Here is a 14,682-nt window from a genome sequence, read left to right as displayed (position 1 = left end):
GATGATTTTCAATCTTTGACATTCACCGTTGCGGCGCTGCAAAGAGCGTGTTTCAATCGTGTTTTTTACATCATTAAGGGTAAAGTGTAGTGGCTCGTCCGAAGAGTGAAGACAAAAAACTGGCGTTACTGGAAGCCGCAACAAAAGCGATCGCGCAATCCGGCATTGCCGCCTCCACCGCCGTCATTGCTCGCAACGCAGGTGTTGCTGAGGGAACATTGTTTCGCTATTTCGCGACAAAAGATGACTTAATCAACGAGCTTTATCTGCATTTGAAGCAGGATCTCTGCCAGTCGATGATGGCGAATCTGGACCGTTCAATCACCGACACCAGAACCATGACGCACTTCATCTGGAACAGCTACATCAACTGGGGCCTGAACAACACTAACGGACACCGCACCATCCGCCAGCTTGCGGTTAGTGAGAAAATCACGAAAGAAACCGAGCAACTGGCGGACGATATGTTCCCGGAACTGCGCGATCTCTGCCATCGTTCGGTTCTGCCCATTTTCATGTCTGACGAATACCGCGCCTTTGGCGATGCCCTGTTCCTCACCCTGGCGGAAACCACGATGGAATTTGCCGCCCGCGATCCGGCCCACGCAAATGAGTACATCTCGCTGGGTTTTGAAGCGATGTGGCGCGCCCTCACCCGCGAGGAAAAATAATGGACGGCCAGACGCTGCATCGTTGTGCGAAACGCATCGCGCTCGAACTGCCTTTCACCGAACACTGCTGGCCGTTCGGCCCGGAGTTTGATGTCTTTAAAGTCGGCGGCAAGATATTCATGATCGTTTCAGAACAACGCGGCCGTCGGTTTGTGAACCTGAAGTCCGATCCACAGAAATCCCTGTTAAATCAGCAGATTTATCGCAGTATTGAACCCGGTTACCACATGAACAAAAAACACTGGATTTCCGTTTACGCAGGAGACGATATCACGCCGTCGCTGCTCGCCGACCTGATCGGCGACTCCTGGAATCTGGTGGTGGATGGTCTGGCTAAAAAAGATCAAAAGCGTCTGCGCCCCACCTGATTTATCGTTGATATCGATAAGTGTTTTCGCATTTTTCTCTCTTATCTTTTATGCGCTAACCCTGTACCCTGCTGGCACGAAAACGCACCCGCAGGGTATTAAAAAACATCAGGAGTATTTATGGATATCGTTTCTGTCGCCTTAAAACGCTACTCCACTAAGGCGTTCGATCCCAGCAAACAACTGACCGCAGACGAAGCGGAAAAACTCAAAACATTGCTGCAATATAGCCCTTCCAGCACCAACTCTCAGCCGTGGCATTTCATCGTCGCCAGCACCGAAGAAGGGAAAGCGCGCGTTGCGAAATCCGCCGCTGGTAATTTCGTGTTTAACGAGCGCAAAATGCTGGATGCTTCCCATGTCGTCGTGTTTTGCGCAAAAACCGCAATGGACGACGCCTGGCTGGATCGCGTTGTCGATCAGGAAGATGCTGATGGCCGTTTTGCCACGCCGGAAGCCAAAGCGGCAAATAACAAAGGCCGTCGCTTTTTCGCGGATCTGCACCGCCGCGACCTGAAAGATGACGATCAGTGGATGGCGAAACAGGTATACCTGAACGTTGGCAACTTCCTGCTGGGCGTCGCCGCGATGGGTCTGGACGCCGTACCGATTGAAGGCTTCGACGCCGCGGTTCTTGACGCTGAATTTGGCCTGAAAGAGAAAGGTTATACCAGCCTGGTCGTGGTGCCTGTCGGCCATCACAGCGTAGAAGATTTTAACGCTGCGCTGCCGAAATCCCGCCTGCCGCAGGAAACCACCCTGACGGAAGTCTGATTTCTTGTTATGCCGGATGGCGGCTGCGCCTTATCCGGCCTACGGAGCATACGCTATTGTAGGCCCGGTAAGCGCAGCGCCACCGGGCATATCGCCTTATCCGGCCTACGGAGCACACGTTATTGCAGGCCCGATAAGCGTAGCGCCACCGGGCATATCGCCTTATCCGGCCTACGGAGCATACGCTATTGTAGGCCCGGTAAGCATAGCGCCACCGGGCATTTTACTGCTTATCCAGCCACGCCAGCGCCTGTTCTCCGGCCTCATCCATCGGTAAATACACCAACAACCGGGAGCCGTTACGCGGGGCGGAATACCAGTACATCTGCTGCAAACTAAAACGCCCTAACCGGGGATGGAGAAAATTCTTCACCTGGTTTTCCACGCCACGCACCTCATAACGCTGATGCCATAACGCTTCAAACTCGGAAGATGCGGCGAAAAAGCGCGCCAGTTTATTTTCCCACCCCGGATCGCCACGGTGTTCCGCCATTGCCGCACGGAAATAAGAGACAAACGTCGGCAGCACGTCGCGGTTTTCTATGCGGCTGCGCCAGGTTTCGTTGGTGAGGTAGAGGTAAATACAGTTGCGATCGTCATCCGGGATCGTGGCAAAATCCACGCCCATCAGCCGACAAAAACTCTCATTCCACGCCACAATATCAAAATTAGGTTTCTGAATGCTGGCTGGCTGCGGCATCAGGCTGTCAAGCATACGGCGGGTTCCCGCACTGATCCCCTCGCACACGGTGATCTGCGTCGATTCCGGCGGCGTCAGCCCGGCCAGTACAAACAGGTGTCGGGTTTCCAGCGGGCTGCATTGCAGCGCATTCGCAACGCCAACCAGTACCGACTCAGAGGGATTCACCTCCCGCCCCTGTTCCAGCCAGGTGTACCAGGTCACGCCAACTTCCGCCAGCATCGCCACCTCTTCGCGGCGCAGACCGGGCGTTCGCCGCCGACCGACGCGCGGCAGCCCCATACGTTGCGGATCGAGGCTTTCCCGCCGGGCGCGTAAAAATGCGCCGAGCTGCTTCCGGTTGTCTGCGGGTTGCATCACCGTGGGCTCACGTCGCGTCATCACCGTCATATTACCTCCAGCATGGTAGTACCAATACCAGTATAACCAGGAACTGGTACCCGTTTAATTCTTCAGTAATGCTACGTCCATCTGTTGAATGACGCAATGGAGTTACCATGAATACGTCAGCCGTTTCACTCAGTCGCACCGGGCTATCGCTCTTGCTGACAGGCCAAATGCTGCCGCTTATTGATACATCGATTACCAACGTCGCCCTGGAATCCATTACCCGGTCTTTACAGGCGACAACGACGCAACTGGAGTTAATTGTCGCCCTCTATGGGATTACGTTCGCGGTCTGTCTGGCGCTGGGGAGCAAGCTCGGCGATAACTACGGTCGCCGCCGCCTGTTTATGTGGGGAGTCGCATTCTTTGGCGTCGCCTCCCTGTTCTGCGGTCTGGCGAACTCTATTCACATGCTGCTGGGCGCCCGTATTTTGCAGGGGGCTGGCGCGGCGTTGATCGTGCCGCAAATTCTCGCCACGCTTCACGTCACGCTAAAAGGAAGCGCGCACGCAAAGGCCATCAGTTTGTATGGCGGTATTGGCGGCATTGCCTTTATCGTCGGTCAAATGGGCGGCGGCTGGCTGGTCTCGGCGGATATCGCCGGGCTTGGCTGGCGCAACGCATTTTTTATTAATGTCCCGGTCTGCCTTTTGGTACTGGCATTCAGCCGCCGCCACGTTCCCGAAACGGCCAGCGAAACCCGCGCCGACATCGACTGGTTGGGCACCGTCTGTCTGGCCGCCATCCTCTGCTGCCTGCTTTTTCCTATGGCGCTGGGGCCAGAAACCGGCTGGCCCTGGCAGGCTCAGGCAGCGCTATTTGCCATTCTCCCGCTGGGATGGTGGATGCGTAAAAATGCGCTCCGGCAGGAGCTGCGCCACCAGCACCCGCTTCTGCCGCCGCGCCTGTTACGGCTGACCAGCATCCGCTTCGGCATTCTGATCGCATTGCTGTTTTTTAGCGCATGGTCAGGTTTTATGTTCTGTATGGCGCTGACTCTGCAAATGGGTCTGGGGATGGCGCCGTGGGAATCCGGCAACAGCTTTATCGCCCTCGGCGCGGCCTATTTCATCTCGGCCTGCTACGCACCGCGATTGATTGCGCGCTACAGCATGGGGCGTATTCTGTTGATGGGTCTGGCGATTCAGATAGTCGGCTTAGCCGGGTTAATGATGACCTTCTGGCATTCGGGCATGCAAACATCCACCTTCGCGCTGGCGCCGGCAACGGCCCTGATAGGTTATGGACAGGCGCTGATCGTGAACAGCTTTTATCGTATCGGCATGCGCGATATCAGCACGCAGGATGCCGGAGCCGGAAGCGCCATTTTAAGCACGTTGCAGCAAGCCACATTGGGGCTTGGCCCGGCGGTGCTGGGGGCGTTATTTTTGCATCTGCAACACAATAGTCACGGCGATTATACGCAGTCGGTGATCGGTTTTCTGGCCGTCGAAGCCGCCATGATGCTCAGTCTGGTTCTGGCGACATTATGGTTTCGCCGCGCATTGAATATCAATGCAACCCGCCCCTGTATGGCGTCAAAATAGCAAACCTGCGCCGCGCAATTTGCATAATATCCGCACAGCGGTCATCATAGACCGCTGTTTATAAAGGAGACGTTATGCAGGAATTAATATCTCAGGTAGAAGAACTCGGGATCGAAATGAATCACACCACTTCGCTGGTGATGATTTTTGGCATTATTTTTCTCACTGCCATCATTGTGCATATTATTTTGCATTGGGTGGTGCTGCGAGCCTTTGAAAAGCGCGCCAGCGCCAGTTCACGCCTGTGGCTGCAAATCATTACCCAGAATAAATTATTTCACCGCCTGGCGTTTACGCTCCAGGGGATTATCGTCAATATTCAGGCTGTGCTCTGGCTACAAAAGGGGACTGAGGCAGCTGAGATATTAACCACCTGCGCACAGCTGTGGATCATGATGTATGCCCTGTTATCCGTCTTTTCATTACTGGATGTTATTCTCAACCTGTCGCAAAAATTCCCGGCGGCGTCTCAGCTTCCGCTGAAAGGGATATTCCAGGGCATCAAGCTCATCGGCGCCATTATCATCGGTATTCTGATGATCTCCCTGCTGATAGGTCAGTCTCCGGCTATTCTCATTAGCGGTCTCGGCGCGATGGCCGCCGTCTTAATGCTGGTGTTTAAAGACCCCATTCTCGGTCTGGTCGCGGGTATACAGCTTTCAGCGAACGATATGCTGAAGCTGGGCGACTGGCTGGAAATGCCGAAATACGGCGCGGACGGCGCGGTGATCGATATCGGCTTAACCACCGTGAAAGTGCGTAACTGGGATAATACCATTACCACCATCCCCACCTGGTCCCTGGTTTCGGACTCTTTCAAAAACTGGAGCGGCATGTCCGCCTCTGGCGGTCGCCGAATTAAACGCAGCATCAGTATCGACGCCACCAGCATTCATTTTCTTGATGAGGATGAGCAGCAGCGTTTATATAAAGCGCATTTGTTAAAGCCCTATTTAACCACCCGCCATCAGGAAATCCAGGAATGGAACCAACAGCAGACTGCGCCGGAATCCGTACTCAATCATCGTCGGATGACCAATATTGGCACTTTCCGCGCCTACCTGAATGAATATTTACGCCACCATCCGCGTATCCGCAAAGATATGACCATGATGGTACGCCAGCTTGCGCCGGACGATCAGGGTTTACCCATTGAGATTTACGCGTTTACCAATACCGTGGTGTGGCTGGAATATGAAAGTATTCAGGCCGATATTTTCGACCACATTTTTGCCGTGGTCGAAGAGTTTGGCTTACGGATTCACCAGTCCCCTACAGGAAACGATATTCGCGCGCTGTCCGGGGCATTTCAGCGCTAATATCAGGTACTGGCGCGGGAAATATAGCGCCAGTCCATCATCACCCTTTCTGTTGGCGCATCCGGGTGTTCAATCCGGTTCAGCAGCAGCCCGACCGCTTTACGGCCAATATCGCGGGAAGGCTGCTCGATAGTGGTCAGTTGCGGGGAGACCATCTCCGCCAGTTCCGTACCGTCAAAACCCACGACGGCGATATCCTGCGGGATGCGCAATCCGGCGTTGGCAATAGCGCGCATGGCCCCTGCCGCCAGGGTATCCGATACCGCAAAAACCGCATCCGGGCGCGTTTCGGCCGCCAGCAAAACGTCCATCGCCGCCATTCCGGCGCTGGAACTCAGTTCGCTGGCATACTCTACCGCCTGATAATCCAGAGACCAGGCATGAAGCGCCGCCTTATACCCCCGCTCCCTCAGACGCGCATATTTATAGCTTAAGTCATGGTTGATCAGCGCAATCCGCTGATACCCTTTTTCGACCAGATGGGAGATGACCGACTGTGCGGCATCAACGTCATTGATCCCCACACAGGAGACCGCGCCTTTATCGGCGTATTCCGCGCACTGCACCCAAGGCGCATCGCCGATCATGGTGGTCAGCTCCGGTAATTTTGAAAACGCGTCCATAGTGATAATGCCATCGACAATTTTCCCCGAGAGCAGTTTCAGCGCCGATTTTGAACGCGCCATATCCGAGCCTGAATTACACAGCAGAATGCGATATCCGTTTTTCTCTGCCTCTTCTTCAATGCCCTTCACCACTTCTGCGCAAAAAGGGTTCGCAATATTTGAAACCATCACCAGAATCATTGAACTGCGCGCGGTGCGAAGCTGGCGCGCCAGCAGGTTGGGCTGATAGTTACTTTCCTTGATGGCTTGCAGCACGCGCTCGCGGTTTTTGGCTTTGACGGTATCACTGTTATTGAGCACGCGTGATACCGTCGCCACCGACACACCGGCGAGCTGGGCGATTTTTTGAATAGACATAACGGCGACACATCCTGCGGTTTGCGCTTTGTGTTGAGGCTACCATAAAATCGCCCTCCGGCGAACCGGGCGAAGGTTTACCGCATCACGCTCACCCACCGCTGGTGTTGATGGCTTTTCACAATGGCGTCAATGATATACATCACGTCAGCACCGTCCGCGAACGAGGCAAAACGACGCACCTCCGGCGCGGGCATTTTTCCTGCCTGCACCGCAAGATAAAACTGCTGCATCATGTTTTTAAAGGCATCCGGCCAGCCCTCAATATGCCCACCGGGAAAGTGCGCGCTGCCAGCCACATCCGCGTTCATTAATCCGGGATCGTCCGTCAGGATCTGATTCGCCTGCTGCCGGTGGCCGATCCACAGCTGCTGCGGCACTTCCTGATCCCAGGCCAGCGAACAGTGACTGCCGTTAATCTCAAATGTCAGCTGGTTTTTCCGCCCGGCGCTCACCTGTGAAACGCTGAAACAGCCTTTGCTGCCGTCATCAAAACGCACCAGCACCGCGCCTCTGTCTTCCGTGCTGACCGGTTTATCTACCCATTGGCGCTCCGTGAGCGGCTGAGTAAACGTCGAGTTTCCTTCCACGCTGGCCTTACGCGTTGGCCAGACCGTAGCGAGATCCGCCATCACCTCCACAATCCGCTTTCCGGTAACAAACTGCACCGTGTCGCACCAGTGTGAACCGATATCCGCCACCGCGCGTGAGTCCCCGCCAAGCGCAGGGTCTACGCGCCAGTTATAGTCGGTTTCCAGCAGCATCCAGTCCTGCAAATAACTGCCCTGCACGGAAAACTGCCGCCCGACGCTCCCGGCGCGAACCATGCTGGCGGCCTGCTGCACCATCGCAAACTGCCGGTAGACAAAACTCACGCCATGCACCACCCCCGCCTGCTCCGCCAGCGCGGCCAGTTCACGCGCTTCATCCGGCGTCATGCAGAGCGGTTTTTCGGAGAACACAGACAACCCCGCCCGCAACGCCTGGCGATTAATGTCGGCATGAAGATAGTTCGGCGTGCAGTTGTGTACCACCTGCAATCCCGGATGCGCCAGTAATGCCTCCACGCTGCCGTAAGCGTGCGGAACGTTTAGCGCCCGGGCTTTCTCCTGCGCCTTCTCCAGCGAACTGTCGCAAAGCGCAACCACCGATACGTTTCCCGGTCGGCGCAAGGCTTCAATATGCGCAGGGCCAATAAACCCGGTTCCGATAATGCCAACCTGAATCATTTACGTACCTCATCACCCGCAGCGAAATCATCAAACGCATGCTCAGAAACCGGAATAATATGACGGCGAATAAATTCACTGCCCTCACGCGCGCCGGTGGCGGCTTCTTTCAGGCAGCACTCCCACTCCAGTACCGCCCAGCCGGGGTAATCATATTGGGCGAACTTGCTGAACAGCGTTTTGAAATCCACCTGTCCGTCGCCCGGCGAACGAAACCGCCCGGCCCGCTCAATCCAGGGTTGATACCCGCCGTATACGCCGCTACGGCTGCTGGCGCGATACTCGGCATCTTTCACATGAAACGCTTTAATGCGCGAGTGGTACACATCCACAAAGCCCAGATAATCCATCTGTTGTAGCAGCAGGTGGCTGGGATCGTACAGAATATGGCAACGCGGATGATCGTCGACCAGTGCTAAAAAACGCTCGAACGTGACGCCATCGTGCAAATCTTCGCTGGGGTGAATCTCATAACACACGTCCACGCCATGCTCATCAAAGCAGTCGAGAATCGGTCGCCAGCGGCGCGCCAGTTCGCTGAACGCCTCGTCAAAACGCTGACGATTATGCGGCGGCCAGGGGTAAAAATAGGGCCAGGCGAGCGAACCTGAGAAGGTGGCATGTGCGGTCAGCCCCAGTTTTTGCGAAGCGGCGGCAGCCTGTTGCAACGTCTGCGTCGCCCATGCCTGTCGCGCCTGCGGGTTTCCGCGCACCGACGGCGGCGCAAAACCGGCAAACGCCTCATCATAGGCCGGGTGTACCGCAATCAGTTGACCTTCAAGATGGGTCGATAATTCACTGATGACCAGGCCGTGATCCGCCAGCATCCCGCGAATATCATCACAGTAGGTCTGGCTCACGGCGGCCTGTTCAACATCAAACAACGCTTTATGATTGCAGGGGATCTGCAAGGCCTTATAACCCAGCCCTGCCGCCCAACCGGCCAGCCCTTCCAGCGTATTAAACGGGGGTTGCCCCCCGATAAACTGCGCCAGAAAAATACCCGGTCCCTTAATGGTTCTCATAACCCCTCCTGAAAATTACGCCTGCTCTTTTTCGTCATACTTGAAAGCGAAAAGGAAAATCGCGGCAATCACCGCAGCGGCCACTGCCGGGAGCCACCAGAACGTCACCCAGGCCTGGGGAACCGCCTGCCCCGCCACCAGGCGGTTGTACAGCGCGCCGGAAATCTGCGAGCCGAGCAGCATACCGATGCCATAGGTAAACATGACGATCATACTTTGCGCCTGCCCTTTCACCTTTTCTCCGGCAATGCGGTCGGTATAGATAAAACCCACCACAAAGAAAAAGTCATAGCACACGCCATGAAGCAAAATACCGAGATAGAGCAGGAAGCGCCCCTCTTCGCTGATGCCGAGCGCAAAGAAGGCATAACGGACAAACCAGGCGCACATCCCGATCAGCAGCATGTATTTCACCCCCAGACGGCGGAACAGGAAGGGGATCACCAGCATAAAGACGATTTCGGACATCTGGCCGAATGACATCGCGGTGCTGACATCGCCCACGCCAGCATCCGCCAGGAACGAGGCGGTATAGGCGTAGTAAGTTCCCAGCGGCACGGAGATTAACGTCGCGCAAAGCGAGAACACAAAGAAGTGGCGGGTCTTGAGTAATGCAAACGCATCAGCGCAAAAAAGATCGCGTATCTTCACCGGCAACCCCTTCGCTGGCGCAGGGGTGTGCGGCAGCGTCAGGCTGTAGAGCGCCAGAATCACAGAGCAGAGCGCGGCAAGCGTGAAGATCCCGGTGGTGTCGGAAATCCCCGTCACGCCGATAAAAATACCGGCCACAATCCAGCCAATCGTGCCGAACACGCGTACAACCGGGAAGGTTTTATCTTTATCTGACAGGCTATGAAAGGCGATGTTGTTGGTCAGCGCCAGCGTTGGCATGTAGCACAGCGTATAGCCAAACAGCAGCCCGATGAGCAATGCCCCGTTTTGCGCCACCAGCGCCTGCGGCACAAACCACAGAATCGCCGCCCCCGCCACATGCATCACCGCCATCACTTTTTGCGACGCAAAGAAGCGATCCACCAGCATCCCCAGTACAAACGGCGACAGGATGGAGGCGATCGGCCCGGCGGAAAACGCATCGCCAATCAGCAGCGACATGTTGTACTGGGTCATCACCAGCCCCAGCGTCACCGACCAGCTCCCCCAGATGAAGAACTGTAAGAACATCATTAACGACAGTCTCGGCACCAGCAGCCGGTACTGTACGGTCTGTTTTCCACTACTTTCGGTTGTCGACACCATTTTTTTGCCTCACCTTTAAAAAGTAATCGATTACAAATAAACTCAAAATGAAAAGTAATCGATTACAAAACAAAGATCCTGCGGATCAAATAAGAATTGCGAGGAGAGTCACGATAAAGGTGAAGTGTGGCGCGGCGCGCGATATTGCGGGTGGCGGCTGTGCAGGCCCGGTAAGCGCAACGCCACCGGGCAGCAGGATTAACGGGTTTTACGGCGCAGTAATTTAAAGGCAACGAACAGGAACAGTATCCATACCGGCAGCAATATCGCCGACATGCGCATATCGTCAATGGTACACATCAGAACCAGAATCATCGCCAGAAAAGCAATGCACAGGTAGTTCCCGGCAGGGTACAGCAACGCCCTGAACTGCGTGTCGCGACCTTTGCGCCGCATCGCCGCGCGAAAACGCAGGTGCGCCAGGCAGATCATAATCCAGTTCAGCAGCAGCGTGGCGACCACCAGCGCCATCAGTAAGCCAAAGGCTTTCTGCGGCAGCAGATAGTTGATGAGTACCACCAGCGAGGTGATAGCGCCAGAGAGCACCAACGAGTTCACCGGTACGCCACGGCGACTGACGCGGGTTAAAAACTTCGGCGCATTTCCCTGAACGGAAAGACCGAACAGCATACGGCTGTTGGAATAGACGCCGCTGTTATAAACCGACAGCGAGGCCACCAGAATGACAAAGTTCAGCGCAGAAGCCACCACGTTACTGTCGAGATTATGGAAAATCATCACGAACGGGCTGCTGTTGGATTGCACTTCCACCCACGGATAAAGCGCTAACAGCACCACCAGCGAACCGATATAAAACAGCAGAATACGGTAAACCACCTGATTCACCGCTTTTGGAATGCTTTTATGCGGATCGCGCGCTTCAGCGGCGGTGATCCCAATAAGCTCAAGCCCACCAAAAGAGAACATGATCACCGCCAGAGAGAGGATCAGCCCGTTCCAGCCGGTAGCGAAAAAGCCGTTGTAGCGCCAGAGATTCTCGATACTGGCATGTTCTCCCCCGTTACCAGAAAAGAGCATCCACAGGCCAAAGCCGATCATGCCGATAATCGCCAGCACTTTGATTAGCGCAAACCAGAACTCCGTTTCACCGTACAGGCGCACGTTCACGAGGTTAACGGCGTTGATGATAATGAAGAACGCGGCGGCCCAGATCCAGGTTGGAACATCGGGAAGCCAGTATTGCATATAGATACCGGCGGCGGTCAGTTCCGCCATCCCGACCAGTACGAACATGACCCAGTAGTTCCAGCCGGAAAGAAAACCGGCGAAGGGGCCCCAGTATTTGTATGCAAAGTGCGCGAAAGAGCCGGAAACGGGTTCTTCAACCACCATTTCACCCAGTTGGCGCATGATGAGGAAAGCGATAATTCCGGCGACGCCGTAACCCAGCAGAACCGCCGGGCCAGCCATTTGAATGGCGGGGCCAATCCCCAGAAACAGACCTGTACCAATTGCGCCGCCCAGCGCAATCAATTGAATATGGCGGTTTTGCAACCCCCGTTGAAGCGTCGGCTCTCCGTTCGACGCAGCATCAGGCAAACTGTTGCCAGATGCAGTTGACGCGTTTTTCACGCCCTACCCCTGTATCGTTTTTATTGAAGGGGCACCTTTTAACATTTCGCTATAGTTGCCGCAAGGCACAATCCTCAGGGATGCGCCAGGCATCCCTGCCTGACGCCCCGAGGCAACGCTATTTATTATTTGTTCAGATCAATACGCACCACGCTGTCTGGCGCATCAGTCGAGTGATCTTTATTGAATTTCTGTTTCACCGTGACATACAGCGTCTGACCATCGGCGGACAGCAGCAGGCTGTTTGGATTCGGCGGCAGATCCCAGGATTTCTTCACGCTGTAATCCGTCGCGTTGAGGCTGAGCAACTTCCCGGACTCACGCTGAGAAATATAAAGTTCATTGCGTTTCGGGTTGAATTTCACCGATAAGGAATCGCCCACATCCAACTGTTTGATGAGTTTGCCCGTATGGATATCCAGCACCAGCGTGGTTTTCGCTTTGGAGTTGTCGGTAACAAACAGGCGACCGGTTTGCGTATCTTCCGCCATATTCAGCAGCAGCGCCGGTTTATCACCCAGCGGTTTCCAGCGTTTTTCTACGCGCTGCGTGCGAGGATTGATAACCAGAATTTCACCGCCGCCATTCGCGGCATAGATACGCTGCGTGCTGTCAGAGTAGTGCAGACCGGTCATCCATTTACCGGTATTTTTGATGCGGGTTTTCAGCTTCAGGGTGTCGGCATCGACGACCCAGATCACCGCCGGATCGGCAACGGCGCCGATATACAGCAGGCCGTTATGCAGCAGAACCTGACGCGCGCCGTACGGGAATCCTTCCGGGTTACGTTCCGGGAAGAGCACACGGTTTTTCACTTTGCCGTCGGCGGTATTCAGCGCGCTCACGCCGCCATCCAGCGAATTGGTGACATAGACGGTTTTACCGTCTGGCGAAATCGCCATACCGAAGTTTTTCAGGTCAGTGTGGCTGGCGCCAATGGTTTTCAGCGTCTTCGGGTCCAGTTTGTAGACCACCCCGCCCTGCACATCTTTAAAACCTTCGGCGCTGGCAACGTAAAGCGCATCGCCTGACGGGCTTAACGCCATTTCATACAGTCCATCGGCTAAATCACGTTTCTGAACATCGGTCGCAACGGCTGGCGCAGTCGGCGTTGCCTGCGGCGCAACGGGGGTTGAAGAACCGGAAGTGGCCGCACAACCACTTAATGCAACGGCAATCAGCAGAGCCAACGCGGATGTTGTCTTTTTCATTTTGGAAATCCTTACCTGGGTAATGTGAACCATGTGAAAAAAGCCTGATAACGTCCTTTGCACGCGGCAGTGACGTGATGAACCATCCGTGTAGAGAGGGAAAGTCTTACGAACCGTAAGCGCATTCGCCGCCAGGCCATTAAATAATAAAGAGAATGAGAACTATACTTATTCTCTTTAGCGAAGCAAGAATAATTCACCCGAAAGACGAAATTTCAAAACGGTGGTTTGAAGTACAAGCCAGATGGGCATGCCAGGGCGCGTCGTATAATTTTCGTGAATTGTTCTGGACGAAAAGGCTTCACACACCACAGAATATGTTTTAATTTTTTTTCTATATTTTCAAACGCGTGAGTCGGATCTACTATCTGTCACTCGTTTTTGAGTCACGTCGAGCATCGGCTGTCATGAATAAAATCATTAAACGGTTAGAGATCGTCAAAAGCGCCATCGAACTTGAGGATGAGGAGATCATCCATCAGCAACTTGCGCACCTGAAAGATGCCTCTCTGGATGCGGCCATCGGCACCATTGCCCTGGCGATCGAGGAGCGACGTTTCGGCGACGCGATGCGTGAAATTGCCGCCTGGTTACAGTCCCAGCGCGCCGTCTCGACGTGGCAGGACCCCGGTATCGCCGCCAGCAAGCTGGAACTGAAGGCGCTCGAAACGCAGCTACGCGAGCTGATCGACAAACGCAATGCCCGCATCCAGATCCTCGACGATTTCAACGATTTGTATCACTTGCGCCTCGGCCCGCTCATGGGCCGTATTCTGGAGCTGCGCAAACAGCTGGCCGCCAGCGCGCAGCGTAGGCAAGAGGCCGAACTCAGACGACGTGAAAAGGACTATCAGTCCTGCCAGCAGTATATTTCTCAGGCTATCGATCAGTTAGTGAAGCTTAAACAGCACTGGGTAAGCCTTAGCTCAACCTCCCGGGAAGCAGTGGAAACCAGAGAGCGTATTCAGCAGCAGACGGAACTTATCACCTCCCTGCTGGCGGAAATTCGCGAGCTGGAGAATGATTTCTCGCGTCAGGATGACAGCGCAACCCGACAGGCGCGTGAAGAGGCCGATCACGAATATGAGGAATATCAGGAGCAGCATCAGGATGCGCAGCACCGCTATGCGCGCGATCAGCGCCTCTCTGCTGATGAACGTAATGAGCTTAAACGCCTGTGGCGCCAGGCCAGCCGACTCTGCCACCCGGACGTGGTCGCCGATGAGCTGAAAGAAAAAGCGCACCAGATGATGGTTCAACTTAACCAGGCCAGGCAGAATGCCGATCTGGCCACGATCCGTTCGCTACTTACCCAGTTGCAAAGCGGTCTGGAGCCGATGCTGGCGAGCGACAGGCTGAACAATCTTGCCCATCTGCGCAGTAAGATAGAGCAACTCAGAACGCAAATTAACGCCCTGCTCAAAGAGATAAGCGAGCTGGAAACGGAGAACGCCTGGCGTCTTGCCACATCCGTAACCGACAAAGAAGCGTACTTTGCCGAGCAGGAGCGCGCATTAGCGGAAATTCGCGATACGCTGGAAGTTCAGGTAAAACATGCGGAACAAGAGATCCTCGCCGGGTAAGGCGGAGCGTCAGGGAGGCAGGGATACCGTTGCTC

General features: G+C 54.9%; 13 protein-coding genes. 6 read left to right on the top strand and 7 right to left on the bottom strand.

The features are described from left to right. Nucleotides 1–89: 89 nt before the first annotated feature. From OGX84_RS17985 to nfsB, 3 genes are all read left to right on the top strand, one after another. Nucleotides 90–671 (top strand): TetR/AcrR family transcriptional regulator, encoded by a 582-nt coding sequence (locus OGX84_RS17985; RefSeq protein WP_012133421.1) that lies wholly within the window; start codon nucleotides 90–92, stop codon nucleotides 669–671. Beyond that, nucleotides 671–1,039 (top strand): MmcQ/YjbR family DNA-binding protein, encoded by a 369-nt coding sequence (locus OGX84_RS17980; RefSeq protein ID WP_058668738.1) that lies wholly within the window; start codon nucleotides 671–673, stop codon nucleotides 1,037–1,039. The genes OGX84_RS17985 and OGX84_RS17980 overlap by 1 nt, the downstream gene beginning before the upstream one ends. Before the next feature lie 120 nt (nucleotides 1,040–1,159). Beyond that, nucleotides 1,160–1,813: an oxygen-insensitive NAD(P)H nitroreductase gene (gene nfsB / locus OGX84_RS17975; RefSeq protein WP_047458272.1), complete on the top strand. Its 654-nt coding sequence runs from the start codon at nucleotides 1,160–1,162 to the stop codon at nucleotides 1,811–1,813. Nucleotides 1,814–2,036: 223 nt separating this feature from the next. On the opposite strand, the gene OGX84_RS17970 is transcribed toward nfsB, so the two are convergent. Beyond that, nucleotides 2,037–2,903: a helix-turn-helix transcriptional regulator gene (locus tag OGX84_RS17970; protein ID WP_049010291.1), complete on the bottom strand. Its 867-nt coding sequence runs from the start codon at nucleotides 2,901–2,903 to the stop codon at nucleotides 2,037–2,039. A 107-nt stretch (nucleotides 2,904–3,010) separates the two neighbouring features. Here OGX84_RS17970 and OGX84_RS17965 point away from each other — a divergent pair, with 107 nt between their 5' ends. Both OGX84_RS17965 and OGX84_RS17960 read left to right on the top strand, forming a co-directional pair. Then, nucleotides 3,011–4,447 (top strand): MFS transporter, encoded by a 1,437-nt coding sequence (locus OGX84_RS17965; protein ID WP_049010293.1) that lies wholly within the window; start codon nucleotides 3,011–3,013, stop codon nucleotides 4,445–4,447. A 74-nt stretch (nucleotides 4,448–4,521) separates the two neighbouring features. Further along, a complete protein-coding gene (locus OGX84_RS17960; protein ID WP_012133427.1) occupies nucleotides 4,522–5,766 on the top strand; it encodes a mechanosensitive ion channel family protein in 1,245 nt (414 codons plus the stop codon). Nucleotides 5,767–5,768: 2 nt separating this feature from the next. Here the strand turns inward: OGX84_RS17960 and OGX84_RS17955 are convergent, their stop codons facing one another. The 6 genes from OGX84_RS17955 to OGX84_RS17930 form a co-directional block, all read right to left on the bottom strand. Further along, nucleotides 5,769–6,749, bottom strand: coding sequence for a LacI family DNA-binding transcriptional regulator (locus tag OGX84_RS17955; RefSeq protein WP_049010295.1), 981 nt, complete (start codon nucleotides 6,747–6,749; stop codon nucleotides 5,769–5,771). A gap of 77 nt (nucleotides 6,750–6,826) precedes the next feature. Continuing rightward, nucleotides 6,827–7,978, bottom strand: coding sequence for a Gfo/Idh/MocA family protein (locus OGX84_RS17950; protein WP_230011759.1), 1,152 nt, complete (start codon nucleotides 7,976–7,978; stop codon nucleotides 6,827–6,829). Then, on the bottom strand, nucleotides 7,975–9,003 hold the full coding sequence (locus OGX84_RS17945) for a sugar phosphate isomerase/epimerase family protein (protein WP_060815862.1): 1,029 nt from the start codon (nucleotides 9,001–9,003) through the stop codon (nucleotides 7,975–7,977). Before OGX84_RS17945 ends, OGX84_RS17950 begins: the two co-directional genes overlap by 4 nt. A 15-nt stretch (nucleotides 9,004–9,018) precedes the next feature. Continuing rightward, nucleotides 9,019–10,260 carry an MFS transporter gene (locus OGX84_RS17940; protein WP_049010302.1) on the bottom strand — a complete coding sequence of 414 codons (1,242 nt, stop codon included), beginning with the start codon at nucleotides 10,258–10,260 and terminating at the stop codon, nucleotides 9,019–9,021. A 198-nt stretch (nucleotides 10,261–10,458) separates the two neighbouring features. After that, entirely contained in the window at nucleotides 10,459–11,853 is a 1,395-nt protein-coding gene (gene pheP, locus OGX84_RS17935) for a phenylalanine transporter (RefSeq protein WP_049010305.1), read from the bottom strand. Nucleotides 11,854–11,978: 125 nt separating this feature from the next. Next, nucleotides 11,979–13,064, bottom strand: a complete 1,086-nt coding sequence (locus OGX84_RS17930; protein ID WP_024130569.1) for a YncE family protein — start codon at nucleotides 13,062–13,064, stop codon at nucleotides 11,979–11,981. 407 nt (nucleotides 13,065–13,471) lie between these two features. Here OGX84_RS17930 and OGX84_RS17925 point away from each other — a divergent pair, with 407 nt between their 5' ends. Continuing rightward, complete coding sequence (locus tag OGX84_RS17925; protein ID WP_012133435.1) at nucleotides 13,472–14,647, top strand: coiled-coil domain-containing protein; 1,176 nt, start codon at nucleotides 13,472–13,474, stop codon at nucleotides 14,645–14,647. Nucleotides 14,648–14,682: the final 35 nt, after the last annotated feature.

This window comes from Citrobacter sp. CK202 (assembly GCF_030333225.1).
In the GTDB taxonomy this organism is placed as follows: domain Bacteria; phylum Pseudomonadota; class Gammaproteobacteria; order Enterobacterales; family Enterobacteriaceae; genus Citrobacter_B; species Citrobacter_B koseri.
This window is presented reverse-complemented; position numbering and strand designations above follow the sequence as displayed.